This window comes from Massilia sp. LXY-5 (genome assembly GCF_059801075.1).
In genome coordinates, this window is sequence record NZ_JBNNEH010000005.1 from 275,054 (window position 1) to 291,056 (window position 16,003).

At 65.6% G+C, this 16,003-nt stretch carries 12 protein-coding genes; 1 reads left to right on the plus strand and 11 read right to left on the minus strand.

What is annotated here, in order from left to right; genetic code table 11:
- Positions 1-236: 236 nt before the first annotated feature.
- From ACI48I_RS16320 to ACI48I_RS16355, 8 genes are all read right to left on the minus strand, one after another.
- Positions 237-1,343, minus strand: a complete 1,107-nt coding sequence (locus ACI48I_RS16320; RefSeq protein WP_498574793.1) for a helix-turn-helix transcriptional regulator — start codon at positions 1,341-1,343, stop codon at positions 237-239.
- A gap of 274 nt (positions 1,344-1,617) precedes the next feature.
- The gene (locus tag ACI48I_RS16325; RefSeq protein WP_498574794.1) at positions 1,618-2,598 is read right to left on the minus strand and encodes a tripartite tricarboxylate transporter substrate binding protein; all 981 of its coding nucleotides are present in this window, start codon (positions 2,596-2,598) and stop codon (positions 1,618-1,620) included.
- A 165-nt stretch (positions 2,599-2,763) separates the two neighbouring features.
- The gene (locus tag ACI48I_RS16330) at positions 2,764-4,800 is read right to left on the minus strand and encodes a 4-oxalomesaconate tautomerase (RefSeq protein ID WP_193685788.1); all 2,037 of its coding nucleotides are present in this window, start codon (positions 4,798-4,800) and stop codon (positions 2,764-2,766) included.
- A 13-nt stretch (positions 4,801-4,813) separates the two neighbouring features.
- Complete coding sequence (locus ACI48I_RS16335; protein WP_498574795.1) at positions 4,814-5,809, minus strand: porin; 996 nt, start codon at positions 5,807-5,809, stop codon at positions 4,814-4,816.
- Positions 5,810-5,923: 114 nt separating this feature from the next.
- Entirely contained in the window at positions 5,924-7,294 is a 1,371-nt protein-coding gene (gene pcaB, locus ACI48I_RS16340; protein ID WP_498574796.1) for a 3-carboxy-cis,cis-muconate cycloisomerase, read from the minus strand.
- Positions 7,295-7,335: 41 nt separating this feature from the next.
- Positions 7,336-8,175: an HpcH/HpaI aldolase/citrate lyase family protein gene (locus ACI48I_RS16345; RefSeq protein ID WP_498574797.1), complete on the minus strand. Its 840-nt coding sequence runs from the start codon at positions 8,173-8,175 to the stop codon at positions 7,336-7,338.
- A complete protein-coding gene (locus ACI48I_RS16350; protein ID WP_498574798.1) occupies positions 8,172-9,353 on the minus strand; it encodes a CaiB/BaiF CoA transferase family protein in 1,182 nt (393 codons plus the stop codon). The genes ACI48I_RS16345 and ACI48I_RS16350 overlap by 4 nt, the downstream gene beginning before the upstream one ends.
- On the minus strand, positions 9,350-10,213 hold the full coding sequence (locus tag ACI48I_RS16355) for an HTD2 family dehydratase (protein ID WP_498574799.1): 864 nt from the start codon (positions 10,211-10,213) through the stop codon (positions 9,350-9,352). The genes ACI48I_RS16350 and ACI48I_RS16355 overlap by 4 nt, the downstream gene beginning before the upstream one ends.
- 100 nt (positions 10,214-10,313) lie before the next feature.
- Between ACI48I_RS16355 and ACI48I_RS16360 the strand changes: the two genes are divergently transcribed.
- Entirely contained in the window at positions 10,314-11,252 is a 939-nt protein-coding gene (locus ACI48I_RS16360) for a LysR family transcriptional regulator (RefSeq protein ID WP_498574800.1), read from the plus strand.
- Here ACI48I_RS16360 and dctA read toward each other — a convergent pair.
- The 3 genes from dctA to ACI48I_RS16375 form a co-directional block, all read right to left on the minus strand.
- The gene (gene dctA / locus ACI48I_RS16365; protein ID WP_498574801.1) at positions 11,241-12,563 is read right to left on the minus strand and encodes a C4-dicarboxylate transporter DctA; all 1,323 of its coding nucleotides are present in this window, start codon (positions 12,561-12,563) and stop codon (positions 11,241-11,243) included. The genes ACI48I_RS16360 and dctA overlap by 12 nt on opposite strands.
- 180 nt (positions 12,564-12,743) lie before the next feature.
- Positions 12,744-15,329, minus strand: coding sequence for a bifunctional aconitate hydratase 2/2-methylisocitrate dehydratase (acnB, locus tag ACI48I_RS16370; RefSeq protein WP_498574802.1), 2,586 nt, complete (start codon positions 15,327-15,329; stop codon positions 12,744-12,746).
- Positions 15,330-15,479: 150 nt separating this feature from the next.
- Positions 15,480-15,983 (minus strand): MarR family winged helix-turn-helix transcriptional regulator, encoded by a 504-nt coding sequence (locus ACI48I_RS16375; RefSeq protein ID WP_193685797.1) that lies wholly within the window; start codon positions 15,981-15,983, stop codon positions 15,480-15,482.
- Positions 15,984-16,003: the final 20 nt, after the last annotated feature.

Here is a 16,003-nt window from a genome sequence, read left to right on the forward strand (position 1 = left end):
GCTATCGAACCGACGTCGTCATGGCGATTCCGGTGCCTGTCATGCCATGTTCAGAGCTTGCGGGAAAGCGCACAACCCTCATTTGCGGGGGGAGGCCACATGCCGGTATGCGATTTTCCGGCCCTGTCGACTATGCCCACGTTGGTCCGGCGCGGAGATGCACCTTGATCGTTTGACGTACGCGGCTTGTTTCGGGCAAGCGGCCGGCGGGGGAAATAATATCGGCATCGCCCCGTCTAACGCGGAAGGCCATGGGTCAGCACACTCCATACATGCTGGAGTGCGGCCTGGCCATGGCAGCCGGTTTTTTCGTAAACAGATTTCAGATACGAGCGGGCTGTTTCGTAGGTAATGTTGAGGGTGGCAGCTGCGTGCCGCACCGACGGGGCCTGTTGAATCGCTTCGATAAAACGGGCTTCGGCATCCGTGACCGCGAAAACAGAGCGGAATATCAGGCAGGCGTTGGCGTCTTGCCGCTTGGCCGTCCGCACCACCACGAGACCGACCGGCTCGCTGAACTGCGCGGCGATACGATGCGATTCGGGCAAGGCCAGACCAATAAAATAGGTCGCGTCGGCATCGAGGCTGCGCACCGCGCAGCAGGGAACCGGGGATTTGCGGCAAATCCGGTCCGCGAGCCGCGCCATCGCAGTGCGTGAATGCTCGCACTGCACGGCGCGCTGTTGCCCCAGCAGTTGCGCACTGGCGCGCAGCCAGCACGCCCCCGCGGCGTTGGCAAACAGGATGTCGGCTTTCCTGTTCAGGACCAGGATCGGTTCCGGAAGGCTGTCGAGGATGGCTTGCCCGAGCGAAGCCGAAGCTGCCAGCTCCCTGAATTGCATACGCATGGACGATGCCTGTATCAGATGGGGCATGATTGGCCGAATACGGGCCAGATGCTGTTCAGTGAACCCCTCGCCGCCAAGCACACCCTGAAACGCAAGACCAGTCAGGTAGCGGTCATTATTCGCGAGCAGGCTGCACATGACCGTATCGAGGCTATATCTGCGCAAGAAGCATTGATAAAACTCGTTATGTTCGAGCGTCTGCCGCCCGATGTGTTTCCTGTCTAAAAACCATTCGCCGACACCCAGGCTTGCGACGACCGGCCGGACGGGATCGATCTGAAAGAAATGGCTTTCGTAATCCTGCGAAAATTGAGAATCCTCGACCGCCTGTTCACTTACCAGGGTCCTGTCCAGTGTTTTGTCGTGGACGAGATACGTTCCCTGGCCGCAGTCCAATAAATCGCGCAACATGACAATGGCGCGGTTCCACCCTTCGTGCGATGTCACCGCGCCATACAGATGACGAATCAGAATATCGTACCCTTGCGTATTCATCGCTCCACCGTCGATCGTCTTCGATGGATATACAAAACCGGATCCTGGTGCCGGTTTAAACAACGCCCGGGGAAAGCCCGCGGAATGACTGCTGCCGTAATCCTTCCTTTGCTTATCCCCGGCTTTGCAATGAAAAGAACCGGTGCGGCGAGCACAGCCACCCAGAAAGTATATTAGCGCCCGCCGCCAGTTTCAATGTGGGATTCAAGCGACAGGTCGACATCAAATAATTTGCGTAATGGAGCGGAACGTCCGATGCCGGGCCAGCAGCGCCTCAGTAGGTTTCCTTCAGGTTGGAGGCCTTTGCGACTTCCTTCCACAGCGTCAGTTCGGACGCCAGCTTCACGCCGAATGCGGCCGGCGTTCCCGTGAAGGACGCGGCCCCTTCGCTGGCAAGGCGCGCTTTCATCGACTCCGACGCGCCCAGTTCGTTGATCACCTTGTTCAGTTTCGCGACGATCGGGGCGGGCGTATTGGCGGGGGCGAGAACGCCCCACCAGGTGGTGATGCTGTAGTTGGGCACGCCGGATTCGGCAATCGTCGGCACGTTGGGGAACAAGGACGAGCGCTCGCTGCCGGTGACGGCGAGCAGGTCCACCGCGCCGGTCTTGACGTGCTGCGCCATCGCGGGAATCGTCGTGAAGAAAATTTGTGTACGTCCCGCCAGCAGGTCCGCCGTTGCCGGGCCGCTGCCCTTGTACGCAACGTGCGTCATGTTGGCCCCGGTGCGCTGCTTGAACAGTTCTCCGGCGAGATGCAGGACGGTGCCGGGCCCTGACGAGGCAAAGTTGATTCCACCCGGGCTTTTTTTGGAAGCCGCAATCAGCTGCGGAACCGTCTTCGCACCGACGCTTTTGTGCGACACGAGGATCAATGGGGCGGTGCCGATCATGGCGATCGGAGCAAAGTCCTTTGCCACGTCGTACGAAGGCTTCTCTTCGGTAGCGACGTGGGTGACGAACGACGAGCTGACGAACAGCAGGGTGTAGCCGTCCGGATCGGCCTTGGCCACGAGCTTGGACCCGATGACGCCGCCCCCGCCGCCGCGATTGTCGACCACGACGGGCTGGCCCAGCTTCTCGGACATGCCTTTCGCCAGGCCGCGGGCGACGTTGTCGGTGCCGCCGCCGGCCGCGTAGGGCACGACCAGGGTAATGGCCCGGGTCGGGTAGTTCTGCGCCATGGCGGCAACCGGCATTGCCAGCAGCGCGGCGGCAATCGGGGCGAGCAGGCGAGGGAAGGTCGTCGATGTCATGTGGGTCTCCGCTTTGTTTTAAGATCAATTTATGGGATCGATTTCGAAGCCCGGTTTTTCAGGACCGGTTGCGTGCACAATCGAAGTTTCCCGGATCGGGATTGATATGTAAATTGCAAAATATTGTTCTATTAATGCTTCAAGCGCATTAGTTAGTGCCGGATCTCAGTTGGGGGACCACAGCTCGCCCGTCGCCCTGGCTGCACGCACGACGGCCTTCCATTTTTCCAGCTCGGCCTTCACCAGATCGCGCAGTTCTGCCGGCGTGCTGGCGTGTACTTCTGCGCCATCGCGCTCGATGCGCTCGACGAGCTCGGGGTCGGCGAGGACTTTCCCGAGGCTGGCATTGAGCCGCTCGACAACCGGCCCGGGCGTGCCCGCCGGTGCGAACAGCGCATACCACTGGGTCACGTCCACGCCGTCGACGCCGGCTTCGGCCAGGGTCGGCACGTCCGGCAGGATCGGCGTGCGCTTCGGCCCGGCGACGGCCAGCGCGTGCAGCTTGCCGCTCTTGATCAGGCGCGCAGCGGTGAACAGGCTGGGGAACATGAGCTGCGCCTGTCCAGCCATCGTCGCATCGACTGCATGGGCCGCGCCGTTGCAGGCCCGGTGCTGCAACTCGGTACCTGAATTCGAGGCGAACATGGCGCCGGCGAAGTGCGGCGCCGTGCCGATGCCGGCGGATGCGTAGCGGTACTTGCCTGGTTCCTTCCTCAGGCGTGCGACCAGGTCGCCGACAGTGCCGACCGCGAGCTCCGGGGACGCCACCAGCACGGTCGGCGAATAGCCCACCAGCCCGACCGGCTCGAAGTCTGCGACCGGGTCGTAGCGCAAGGTCTGCAGGGCCGGGTTCATGGCGTGGGTGGCGATATAGCCGAACATCAGGGTGTGGCCGTCCGGGGCGCTGGCGGCGACGTATTCGGCGGCGATCGTGCCGTCGGCGCCGGCCCGGTTGTCGATCACCACCGCTTGCCCCAGCACCTGTCCGAGTTTGTGGGCGATAGCGCGCGCCATCGTGTCGTTGCCGCCGCCGGCCACCGTGGGCACCACGATCCTGATCGGTTGCGCAGCCGCGTCCGCGGCGGGGCGCGCCGTGCGTTCCTGCGTCGCTTCCGGCGCGGCGGGCCGCGACAGCACGTAGTCCGGAATGTGCAGTTCGCCGCTCAGGATCTTGCGGGCGGTGCGCAGCAGCGAAGCACGCTTGACCTGCGCCGCTGCCCCGACCCCTTCGACGGCAACTTCGATGTCGATGCGCCCGGAAGGATGGAGCACCGAGACCTTGCCGAGGCATGCGCCCGGCTCGGCGCGGCTGGCCACCGTCCCCGGCAGGGCAAAGGCGCTCGCCACGCCGATGGCGCCGGTAACGGCATGCGACGCATGGCAGCGGCGCGGGGTGAAATAGCGCGAGGTGATGCTGTCGGCGCCGTCGCCCTGGCTGACGAGGACCGGTTTCGGTATCACGCTGTTCGAGACGTCTCCCAGGCCCATCATCCCGCCCGCCACCCGCCGCAGCGCTTCGAGGCGGTCGAGCAAGGCCCCGTTCGAATCGAGTTCGACCGGGCTCTCGCCGCCGTGCAGGCCGAGATCGGCGGCGCGCACGATCATCAGGGGCATGGCCGCATCGATGCAGGTGACCTCGATGCCGTCGATGGTGTCGATCCGTCGGCCGGTCGGGAACACCTTGCCCGTGACGGCGCCCCAGGCGTCGAGGAAGTTCAGGAGGATCGGCGCGGCGGTCCCGGCGACGCCGTCGATACGCGCGTCGCCGTCGTAGGTGATGCGCCGTCCCGGGGTCTGGACCGTCACCTCGATGCGCGACCCGGTGTTCACGTTGAACACCCGCGCAGTCGTACTGCCTTCGGTCGCCTCGATCAGGCCTTGCTCGAGCGCGAAGGGCACCACGCCCGACAGCATGTTGCCGCAATTCGGGCGCGTATCGACCGAGCGTTGTCCGACCCCGACCTGGGCAAACAGGTAGTCGAGGTCGCAGTCCGGCCGGGTCGAGCGCGACACGATCGCCACCTTGCTGTTGAGGGTGCTGCCGCCGCCCACGCCGTCCAGTTGCAGCGGGTCCGATGCGCCGATGGCGCCGATCAGGACCTGGTCGCGTGTTTCGTCGTCCTCGGGCAGCCACTCGCGGAGAAAAAAGGGACCGCGCGAGGTGCCCGCGCGCATCAGTACACAGGGTAGGACTTTGCTCATGGTGTCGAATGCTTCAGAAGTTGTGGCGCAGGCCGAGATTGAATGCCCTGTCGCCGGTGCCGGTGTCGGTGGCGTTGCCGACCCTGAAGGCGGCGCCGTTACGGTTGTCGATCACGGCGTAGGCGATATAGATGTCGGTCCGCTTGGACAGGAAGTAGTCGTAGGCGACACCCCATTGGCGCGCATCGTTGTTCGCCGCCGTGTCGTCGTTGTGGCGGACGTGGGAGAACAGCAGCTTGTTGGCGCCGAAGGGAATCGACACGCCCGCCAGCATGTCCTTGCTGTCGGCGGCTGCGGGCCCCTTGTTGACTGCATAGGACGCGTAGACGGTCACCGGCTTGAACGCATAATTCGCGGACACCAGGGTATTTCGGGTGCGGTCGGTCGCGGTGGGGTTTTCGATGCGGTGATGCGCCAGCTGGATGGTCAGGGGCCCGGCGGCATAGCCGACCGATCCGCCCAGCTGCCGGCTCCTTGCGCTGTCGCCCGCCACTTCGCCGGGCGCCCAGGCCAGGTCGGCACGCAGCCCGGCAAACACGGGACTCACGTACTCGACCATATTGTTGGCGCGCGTATTGGTGGCGAACAAATTGCCGGAGCGCCCGGCCATGCTGACCGCGCCGAACGGATCGCCGATGTCGCGCAGGGTCTTGTAATAGGGCGTGTACTGGCGTCCCAGCGTGACGGCGCCGAACTTGCCGTTCAGGCCCACGAAGGCCTGGCGCCCGAACAGCACGCCGCCCTGGCCCGACGCGCCGGTGTCGGCATTGAAGCCGGCCTCGAGCCCGAATACCGCCGACAAGCCGCCACCCAGGTCTTCCTTGCCCTTGAAGCCCAGGCGCGATCCGGACGCGATGCCGCTGCTGATGTTGGTCACGGCGCCGTCCGGACCGCCGCTCTCGCGCACCAGGCCGGCGTCGACGATGCCGTAGATGCTGACGCTGCTCTGCGCCATGGCGCTGGTCGAACATGCGGCCAGCAGCGCGAGGCCGATCGTGGATTTGTTCATGACTGTCTCCTTTTTTCGTTTGTTTTCAAGACCGGAACGTCCCTGGCTGCCCGCTGCGAACGTCGCGAGAACGGTCCAGGCAAGCTATGGGACACCGCGCCCGGACTGAAGTTTCTACTCCTGGACGGGGTGTCCGCGCCCGGCCCGGCTGCGCAGGACGCGGTCTACCATCTCGCCCGACAGGCCCAGGTAATTCCCGGGATCGCAGAGCGCGGCCAGTGCCGCCCGGTCCAGGTGCTGGGAGATTTCCTTGTTCTCGACCAGCAGCTCGAGCAGCGGCCGATTGTCCCTGATCGCGACGCGGCAGATGTCGTACACGAGGTCGTGCGCATACTCGCGCCCGAGATAGGGGCCGAGTCCCATCATCACGGCTTCCGACACGACCAGGCCATTGGTCAAATCGAGATTGGCTCGCATCCGGCCCTCGTCCACTTCCAGGCCTTCGAGGACGAAGCGCGACTGGGCCAGTGCCCCTGCGGCCAGGCAGAACATCTCGGGCAGGACGATCCATTCGATCTCCCATGGCCCGGTCGAACGCTCGTGGTCGGCCACGTTCGCGTCGAGCAGGGCCGCCACGTGCTGGCGCACGACGCTGATGCAGGCGTGGATATAGCACGAGGAAATGGGGTTGCGCTTCTGGGGCATCGTGCTGCTCGAGCCGCGGCCATGCGCGAAGGGCTCGTACACTTCGCCGACTTCGGTCTGCATCATCAGCTTGACGTCGGTCGAGAACTTGCCGAGGGTGCCGGTGACTAGGCCGAGGAAGCAGCCGACTTCGGCGATGTTGTCGCGGATCGTGTGCCAGGCGATGTCGGGCTGGCCCAGTCCCAGCTCCTGCATCAGGCCCGCCTGGGTTTCGAGGCCGCCTTCGGAGAGCGAGGCGAGGGTGCCCGAGGCGCCCGCGAATTCGCCGACCAGCACGCGCGGGCGCAGCTGCGCCAGCCGTTCGCGATGGCGTTCGATGGCGCTCAGGAGACCCGCGACCTTGTAGCCGAAGGTGATCGGTACCGCCTGCTGCAGGTTGCTGCGCCCGATCATCGGGGTGTCGCGGTGGCGCGCCGCCAGGCCGGCCATCGCGGCCGAGATCGCGGCCAGTTCGGCATCGACCAGTTCGAGCGCTTCGCGTATCTGCAGCACGGTGGCGGTGTCGGTGATGTCCTGGGTGGTGGCGCCCCAGTGGCAGTACTCGCCCAGCTTGTCGCGGCACAGGGCGTTGATCTGCGAGACCACGCCGAGGATCGGGTAGCCGATGCGCTGGGTCTGCTCGGCGAGCTTCGCCATGTCGATCTTCTCGAGCACGCAGTTACGGACGATTTCGTCCGCGGCTTCCTGGGGAATGATGCCCAGGCGCCCCTGGACGCGGGCCAGCGCCGCTTCGATTTCCAGGTATTTGCGGGTGCGGTTTTCGTCCGACCAGACCTGGCGCATCGCCGCGGTGCTGAAGATGTTTCCGAAGATCGTTGAGTCGACAATTGTTGCGGCCATGATGAGTCTCCTGAATTGTAGGTAAATTCGCGTGGGTAAGTTCAGCCTGCGGTGGATGCGGGCGGGTAGTCGAGGATGGCGCCGGCGCGCAGCAGGACAGGGCGGTCGACCATTTTTCCGTCGACCTGCACCGCCCCCGTGCCGGCCTGTGCCGCGGCGAGCACGCGCGCGGCCCAGTCGCGTTGTTCCGGCGTGGGCGCCAGCATGGCGTGCAGGGCCTCGACCTGGCGCGGGTGGATGCACATCTTGGCGCCGAAACCGCAGGCCCGCGCCAGCCCGACATCGTCCCGCAGCGCGGCCTCGTCGTTGATTGCGGCCGTCACGCCGGCAATCGGCGCCGGCAGCCCGGCGGCGCGCGAGGCCAGCGCGATCCGGCTGGCCGGGTAGAGCAGGCCGCGCGGATCGTCAGTCAGCCCGAGGTCCAGGGCATAGTCGAGGGTGCCGAAGGCCAGCCGCTCAACGGCCGGGGTGGCGGCAATGGCGTCGACCTCGAGCAGGCCCCTGGCCGACTCGATCAGGGCGATCACGCGGGTGCCGGGCACCAGGGCGGCGGCGACGCGGTCGATCTGGCTCGCCGATTCGGCCTTGGGCAGCATGACCGTGCAGGGACCGAGCGTTCGCAGCGCGGCCAGGTCGGCGTCGAACCAGGCGCTGGCGTCGTCGTTGATGCGTACGACCAGCTGCGCGGGGTGATCGCGTCCTTCGGCGCTCCAGGCGGCGAGCGCTTCGCGTGCCGCTTCCTTCTGGTCCGGCGCCACCGCATCTTCGAGATCGACGATGACGGCGTCCGCGCCGCTGCCGAAGGCCCTGGCGAAGCGATCGGGGCGGTTGCCCGGGACGAACAGGTAGCTGCGCGGCGTGCGCGCGGTGGCGGCGCTCATATCGCCTCCTCGCTGCGCAGTGCGGCGATGCGTTCGGCCGCGTAGCCGAGTTCGGCGAGGATCGCATCGGTGTGCTGGCCCAGCGCCGGCACGGCATCCATGCGCGGCGCCCCTTCCTCCCAGGAGCCGGGCGGCAGCAGCGCAGGGATGGCGCCGACCGGGGACCCGACCTCGGTCCAGCGGCCGCGCGCCTGCAATTGCGGATGCGCCCACACCTCGGCCATCGTGTTGACGTTGGCGTTGGCGATTTGCGCCTCGTCGAGACGGGCCACGACCTCGGCCGCGGTCAGGGAAGAAAAAACGGCGACGATCAGTGCGCGCAGTTCATCGCGGGCTGCGCTGCGTTTCGGATTGCTCGTGAAGCGTGGATCGGCCGCGAGTTCCGGCATCCGCAGGACCTTGCTGCAGAACAGGGCCCACTCGCGTTCGTTCTGCAGGCCGAGCATGACGGTCTTGCCGTCGCCCGCCGGAAAGGGGCCATACGGATAGATGGTCGCGTGGCTGGCGCCCGTGCGCGGCGGCGGCGGGGCGCCGTCGAAAGCGTAATACAGCGGATAGCTGGTCCACTCGACCAGCGACTCGAGCATCGAGATGTCGATGTGCTGGCCGCGTCTGGTCCTGGCGCGCTGGAGGAGGGCGGCCAGGATGTTCGTGTACGCGTACATGCCCGCCGAAATGTCGGCGATCGACGGCCCCGCTTTGGCCGGTTCGTCGGCGCTGCCGGTGACCGAGACGAAGCCGGCCTCGCTCTGGATCAGCAGGTCGTAGGCCTTCTTGTCGCGGTAGGGGCCGTCGCTGCCGTAGCCGGAAATGTCGCACACGATCAGTTCCGGCTTTTCCCGGGACAGGACCTCGTACGACAGGCCGAGCCGCGCGGCGGCGCCGGGCGCCAGGTTCTGCACGACGACGTCGGCCTGTTCCATGATCAGCCGGCGCAGGATGGATTGGGCCTCCGGGTGCTTGACGTCCAGCGTCAGGCTCTCCTTGGAACGGTTGGTCCAGACGAAGTGCGAGGCCATGCCGCGTACCCGCTCGTCATAGCCGCGCGCGAAGTCGCCGACGCCGGGGCGCTCGATCTTGATGACGCGGGCGCCGAGGTCGGCCAGCTGGCGCGTGGCGAAGGGCGCGGCGATCGCATGCTCGAGCGTGACGACGGTCATTCCTTCGAGCGGCCTCATGCTGCACCTCCGTCCACGGCCTGCAGGGTGGCGCGGGCATCCATCGTCAGCCAGCCCTCGTGATCCTTCGCCCACAGGTGGATGCTGCCGTCGGCTTCCCGCTGTCCGCAGACGTAGAAGTGGTGGATGTCGAACACGGGGCGCAGGGCGCGGAATTCGAAGCGCGCCACCTGCGCCTCCGGCAGGTGCTCGCGCAGCAGGTCGAGCAGCAGGGTGGCGACCAGGGGACCGTGCACCACCAGGCCCGGATAGCCTTCGACCTCGGTCACGTAACGCCGGTCGTAGTGGATCCGGTGGCCGTTGAAGGTGAGGGCGGAATAGCGGAACAGCAGCACGTCGTCGGGGACGACCTTGCGTTCCCAGTCGGCGTCGGCCGCGGCCTGCTTGGGCGGCGGTTCCGCCGCGCCGGGCTGGACTGCCTCGCGGTAGACGATGTCGTGGAATTCGGTGAGCGCCACGGCCTGCTCGCCGCTGCGGCGCAGTTCGTGCTTCACCGTGACGAACACCAGCTTGCCGGTGCGGCCTTCCTTCTCGAGGATGTTGGCGATCGTGGAAGTGCGGGTGACCTCGTCGCCGATCCGCAGCGGTGAATGAAAGCTGAATTGGCTGCCCGCCCACATCCGGCGCGGCAGCGCCACCGGCGGCAGGAAGCGGCCGCGCTTCGCGTGGCCGTCGGCGCCGACTTCGGACTGGCGGTACAGGGGCAGGAAGTACAGCCAGTGCCACAGCGGCGGCAAGGCGGTGCCCGGCTGCGGCCGCTCAGCCGGGTGGTCCAGCGTTGCCGCCAGCGCGGCATACGGCGTCGCGGTGAAGGTGTCGGTGACCGTTTCGGTCCTTCCGATCCATTCTGTCAGATTCATGCCTGTCTCCTCTGCGGTGTAGTCGTCCGCTTGCAATGGATACAGTTTCGCGCTAGCGTATTGATTTGTATATTGCAAATTTTATTGGGATTGATGCGTCATGAACATGAATTTCGACCTGGCCGACTTGCGCGCCTTTGTCGCCGTCGCGGAACTCAACAGCTTCCGGGCCGCGGCCGATTCGATCCACCTGTCGCAACCGGCCTTGAGCCGCCGCGTCGAAAAGCTCGAGCTGGCGCTGGGCGTGCGGCTGTTCGAACGGACCACGCGCAGCGTCAGCCTGACGGCCGTCGGCAGGGACTTCTCGCGCAAGGCGCGCAGCCTGCTCGACGACCTGGAGCGCTCCCTGCTGAGCATGCAGGCGGTGGCGGCCTCGCAGCAGGGTGAAGTGGTGATCGCCTGCGTGCCCTCGGCCGTGTATTACTTCCTGCCGAAGGTGCTGCGCACCTTCCACGAGCAATACCCGCGGATCCGGGTGCGCATCATCGACGACGGCGCGAACGCCGTGCTCGAGAGCGTGGCGAAGGGAGATGCCGACTTCGGGATCAATATCATCGGCACGCAGGAGCCGGAGATCGCCTTCCAGGCCATCCTGAAGGAACCCTTCGTCGTGGCCTGCCACCGCGACCATCCGCTCGCCGGCCGGCGCCAGGTGAGCTGGGCCGAGCTGGCCAACTATGATTTCATGACCGTGGACAAAAGCAGCGGCAACCGGCTGCTGGTGGACCTGGCGCTGGCCAACTCCGACGTGCGCCCCAGCTGGTGCTTCGAGGCCAGGCACGTGTCGACCCTGCTGGGGCTGGTGGAGGCGGGGTTGGGCATCGCGGTCGTGCCGCGCCTGTCGATGCCGCAGGGCGAACACGCGACCCTGGCGCAGGTGGCATTGGTCGAGCCGACGATCGACCGGAATGTGGGACTGATCCGCCGCAACGGGCGGGAGCTGTCTCCGTCTGCGCGCAAACTCTACGAGCTGATCGAGTCGACCTGGCCGCTCGGCGGCGGCCAGGCCGCGCGGGTCGATACTGCTTCAGGCGGGTGAGGGCAAGCCCTCGGAGAGACCGGCAGACTCGTCGAGCGAAGGGGCGGCAACGAATCCGCCGTCCAGTTCGCGCTTCAGCGTGTCGCGGTCGCATGCGCCTTCCCAGATCGATACCACGACGCTGGCGACCGCATTGCTGATCAGGCTGGTCAAGGCGCGGGCCTCGGACATGAAGCGGTCGATGCCGACGATCAGGGCCACGCCCGCCACCGGGATTTCCGGCATGACGGTCAGGGTCGCCACCAGGGCCACGAAGCCGCTGCCGGTCACGCCCGCCGCGCCTTTCGAACTGAGCAGCATGACGCCCAGCATGGTCAGGATCTGGCCGAGCGACAGGTGGACATTGCAGGCTTGTGCGATGAACACGCTGGCCAGGGTCAGGTAGATGGCCGTGCCGTCCAGGTTGAAGGAATAGCCCATCGGGAGCACCAGGCCGGAGACGCTCTTCCTGCAGCCCAGCTTTTCCAGCTTGAGGAGCATGCGCGGCAGGACCGGTTCGGTCGACGAGGTCCCGAGCACGACGATCAGTTCGTCCTTGAAATAGCGCAGCACCTTGAGCAGGCTGAAGCGGTGCAGGCGGGCCAGGGTGCCGAGCACGACGAACACGAAGAACAGGCAGGCGAGGTAGAAGCTACCCATCAAGGTGCCGAGGGAGCTGATCGACTTGATGCCGTACTTACCGACCGTAAATGCCATGGCGCCGAAGGCTGCCAGCGGCGCCAGCTTCATCAGGAAGCCGAAGACCGCAAACAGCACATGCGAAAAGGCATCGATCGCCTCATGTACGGGCCTGGCCGCCGCGCCGACGCGGGACAGTCCAAAGCCGGTCAGCACCGCCAGCAGCAGCACCGGCAGCACCTCGCCCTCGGCGAAGGCGCCGAAGAAAGTGTTCGGGATGATGTGCATCACGAAGGGGACGAAACCGGTCGGCGCTCCGGTCTTGGCATACTTGGCGGCCACGCCGTGGTCGAGCAGGGCTGGGTCGATATTCATGCCCACGCCCGGATGGATCAGGTAGACCGCCGCCAGGCCGGTCATGAGCGCAATGAAGGTCAGCACGTAGAACAGGCCCATCGCCTTGCCCATGGTCCTGGCCACGCCCTTCATGTCGCTCATGTTGGCGATGCCGAGGGCAATGGTGCAGAACACGATCGGCGCGATCATCATCTTGATCAGCTTGACGAAGCCGTCGCCTAGCGGCTTGAGCGAGGCCCCGAATTCCGGCCAGATATAGCCTACTGTAATGCCGAGCGCGACCGCCATCAGCACCTGAATGTAGAGCGCGCGATAGAACCGCGGTGCCTTAGTCATCTCAATCTCCTTTAGTGAACTTGCCTGGGTTCGAATGCCCATTGCGGTGGAGATGTCAGTGTCGCCAGCTTTCAGTTATTTGTGAAATGCAAATTTCGACCCCAATTGATGCGGAAGACGGATCAATGGACGAAAAAAAGGGCTTCCGCAGGAAGCCCTTCTTGTGCATGCCGGCGACGGTCAGATCTGCACGGAATCCGCCACCTCGCGGAACTGCGGGATCTGGTCGAAGTTCATGTAGCGGTAGATGTCACCCGCATTCTTGTCGAGCACGCCGATGTTGGCCATGTATTCTTCTTTGGTCGGAATACGGCCCAGGATCGAGCACACCGACGCCAGCTCGGCCGAGCCGAGATAGACCTGGGTTTCCAGACCCAGCCGGTTCGGGAAGTTGCGGGTCGAGGTCGACATGACCGTGGCGCCTTTCCTGATCTGCGCCTGGTTGCCCATGCACAGCGAGCAGCCCGGCATTTCCATGCGCGCGCCCGTGCGGCCCAGGGTACCGTAATGGCCTTCGGCGGTCAGTACCTGCTGGTCCATCTTGGTCGGCGGCGCCATCCACAGGCGGACCGGGATGTCGGACTTGCCTTCCAACAGTTTGGACGCTGCGCGGAAGTGGCCGATGTTGGTCATGCAGGAGCCGACGAACACTTCGTCGATCTTCGCGCCGGCAACCGCGGAGAGCGTCTTGACGTCGTCCGGGTCGTTCGGGCAGGCCAGGACCGGCTCATGGATGTCGGCCAGGTCGATCTCGATCACGGCGGCGTAATCGGCATCGGCGTCCGGCGCCAGCAGCTCGGGTTTGGCGAGCCAGGCTTCCATCGCCTCGATGCGGCGCTCCAGCGTGCGGCGGTCGAGGTAGCCGCTGGCGATCATCCACTTCATCAGTGTGATGTTAGAGGTCATGTACTCGATGATCGGTTCCTTGTCCAGGTGGACCGTGCAGCCGGCGGCGGAGCGCTCGGCCGAGGCATCGGACAGTTCGAAGGCCTGTTCGACCTTCAGCTTCGGCAAGCCCTCGATCTCCAGGATGCGGCCGGAGAAGATGTTCTTCTTGTTCATCTTGTCGACGGTCAGCAAGCCTTGCTGGATCGCGTACAGCGGGATCGCGTTGACCAGGTCGCGCAGGGTCACGCCCGGCTGCAGCTCGCCCTTGAACCTGACCAGCACCGATTCCGGCATGTCGAGCGGCATCACGCCCGTCGCGGCGGCAAATGCCACCAGGCCGGAGCCGGCCGGGAAGGAGATACCGATCGGGAAGCGCGTGTGCGAGTCGCCGCCGGTGCCGACGGTGTCCGGCAGCAGCAGGCGGTTCAGCCAGGAGTGGATGACGCCGTCGCCCGGGCGCAGCGCGACGCCGCCGCGGTTCTCGATGAAGGGCGGCAGCTCGTGGTGCACCTTGACGTCCACCAGTTTCGGGTAGGCCGCGGTATGGCAGAACGACTGCATCACGAGGTCGGCCGAGAAGCCCAGGCAGGCCAGGTCCTTCAGTTCGTCGCGGGTCATCGGCCCGGTCGTGTCCTGGGAACCGACCGTGGTCATGCGCGGTTCGCAATAGGTACCGGGGCGGATGCCCTGGCCTTCCGGCAGGCCGCAGGCGCGGCCGACCATCTTCTGCGCCAGCGAGAAGCCGCGGCCGGAATCGGCCGGGTCGCGCGGCAGGCGGAACAGGGGCGACGGGCCCAGGCCCAGCGCTTCGCGCGCCTTGGCGGTCAGGCCGCGTCCGATAATCAGCGGAATCCGGCCGCCGGCGCGCACTTCGTCGAACAGCACGTCCGATTTCACCGTGAACTCGGCGATCACCACGCCATCCTTGAGGGCCTTGCCTTCGTACGGGCGCAGTTCGATCACGTCGCCCATGTCCATTTTCGACACGTCGAGCTCGATCGGCAGGGCGCCGGCGTCTTCCATCGTGTTGTAGAAGATCGGGGCAATCTTGCTGCCCAGGCAGACGCCGCCGAAGCGCTTGTTCGGCACGAAGGGAATGTCCTTGCCGGTGTACCACAGCACCGAGTTGGTCGCGGACTTGCGCGAGGAGCCGGTGCCGACCACGTCGCCCACATAGGCGACCAGGTTGCCCTTGGCCGTCAAGGCTTCGATCTGCGCGATCGGGCCGATCTTGCCCGGTTCGTCCGGATGGATGCCGGGACGGGCATTCTTCAGCATGGCCAGCGCATGCAGCGGGATGTCGGGACGCGTGGTCGCATCGGGCGCGGGCGAGAGGTCATCGGTATTGGTTTCGCCCGACACCTTGAATACGGTGAGGACCAGGCTGTGCGGCACTTCCGGGCGCGAGGTGAACCACTCGGCATCGGCCCAGGATTGCAGCACGCCCTGGGCGTTGGCGCTGCCCTTGTCGGCCAGTTCCTTGACGTCGTGGAAGTAATCGAACATCAGCAGCGTCTTCTTCAGGCCTTCGGCCGCCACCGCGCCGACGACCGGGTCGTCGAGCAGGTCGATCATCGGCTTGATGTTGAAGCCGCCCAGCATCGTGCCCAGCAGGCGGGTCGCCAGTTCGCGCGAGATCAGCGGACTGGTTTGCGTGCCCCTGGCGACCGTGTTCAGGAAGGCGCTCTTGACCTTGGCTGCGTCGTCCACGCCTGCGGGAACGCGGTGGGTGATCAGGTCGAGCAGGAACTGTTCGTCCCCCGCCGGAGGGTTCTTCAGGAGTTCGACCAGTTCCGTGGTCTGCGCCGCGGAAAGGGGAAGGGGAGGAATGCCGAGGGACGCGCGTTCGGCGACGTGGTTGCGGTATGCGGATAGCATGTGAAGCTCTTTTAGTCAGGTCAACAAGTCAAGGAGGCGATCGCCCCTTGTTCCGCCCCGGATTATACCTCAAAGAGTCTTCTATAAGACATAAGACATAAAACAAAAAGGACAGGCCGCCGCCGTAGCGGCGGCGCGGGTTGCAGCGCCTTAGAGCTGCGCCAGCGGCACCTGGGCGCCGGCTTCGTCGGCGGCGAGCAGGGCGATCAGGCTGGCCAGGTCCGCTTCCAGGCGCTCGAGGGTGGCCGCGTCGAGGCTGGACAAGGCGTCCGGCAGCACACCCGCGAAGGGTAGCGGCGCGCTTTTCAGCAGGGCGTCGGCCGCCGGCAGGGCGCGCAGGGCGACCCCGCGCCGGTCGAAACCGTCGCGCGCGGTCGAGACCAGGCCGCGGCTAGTGAGCGTGCGCACCAGGTTGCTGGCGGTGGACTGGTGGATGTCGAGCGAGCGCGCCAGTTCCGTCACGCCGATCCCGGGTGACTGTGCGATCACGGACAGCGCCCACAGCTGCGCGCCGCCGAGGCCGGCTTCGCGCTCGACCTGGCGGAAATGGGTTTTCACGGAATTGAACACGATCCGGAACTGGCGCAGGACGCGCGTCGCAGGTTCCGGCTGGGCTGCGTCGGGTGTGTCGGGTGAGATAGATTGTAAAGACATTGTGACATCATAACGGAAAG

Coding starts and splice junctions, on each gene's coding strand:
- ACI48I_RS16330 (WP_193685788.1), bottom strand. CDS start 4,800: ATGAGCAAAGTCCTACCCTGTGTACTGATGCGCGCGGGCACCTCGCGC.
- ACI48I_RS16320 (WP_498574793.1), bottom strand. CDS start 1,343: ATGAATACGCAAGGGTACGATATTCTGATTCGTCATCTGTATGGCGCG.
- dctA (WP_498574801.1), bottom strand. CDS start 12,563: ATGACTAAGGCACCGCGGTTCTATCGCGCGCTCTACATTCAGGTGCTG.
- pcaB (WP_498574796.1), bottom strand. CDS start 7,294: ATGGCCGCAACAATTGTCGACTCAACGATCTTCGGAAACATCTTCAGC.
- ACI48I_RS16345 (WP_498574797.1), bottom strand. CDS start 8,175: ATGAGCGCCGCCACCGCGCGCACGCCGCGCAGCTACCTGTTCGTCCCG.
- ACI48I_RS16350 (WP_498574798.1), bottom strand. CDS start 9,353: ATGAGGCCGCTCGAAGGAATGACCGTCGTCACGCTCGAGCATGCGATC.
- acnB (WP_498574802.1), bottom strand. CDS start 15,329: ATGCTATCCGCATACCGCAACCACGTCGCCGAACGCGCGTCCCTCGGC.
- ACI48I_RS16335 (WP_498574795.1), bottom strand. CDS start 5,809: ATGAACAAATCCACGATCGGCCTCGCGCTGCTGGCCGCATGTTCGACC.
- ACI48I_RS16355 (WP_498574799.1), bottom strand. CDS start 10,213: ATGAATCTGACAGAATGGATCGGAAGGACCGAAACGGTCACCGACACC.
- ACI48I_RS16375 (WP_193685797.1), bottom strand. CDS start 15,983: ATGTCTTTACAATCTATCTCACCCGACACACCCGACGCAGCCCAGCCG.
- ACI48I_RS16325 (WP_498574794.1), bottom strand. CDS start 2,598: ATGACATCGACGACCTTCCCTCGCCTGCTCGCCCCGATTGCCGCCGCG.
- ACI48I_RS16360 (WP_498574800.1), top strand. CDS start 10,314: ATGAACATGAATTTCGACCTGGCCGACTTGCGCGCCTTTGTCGCCGTC.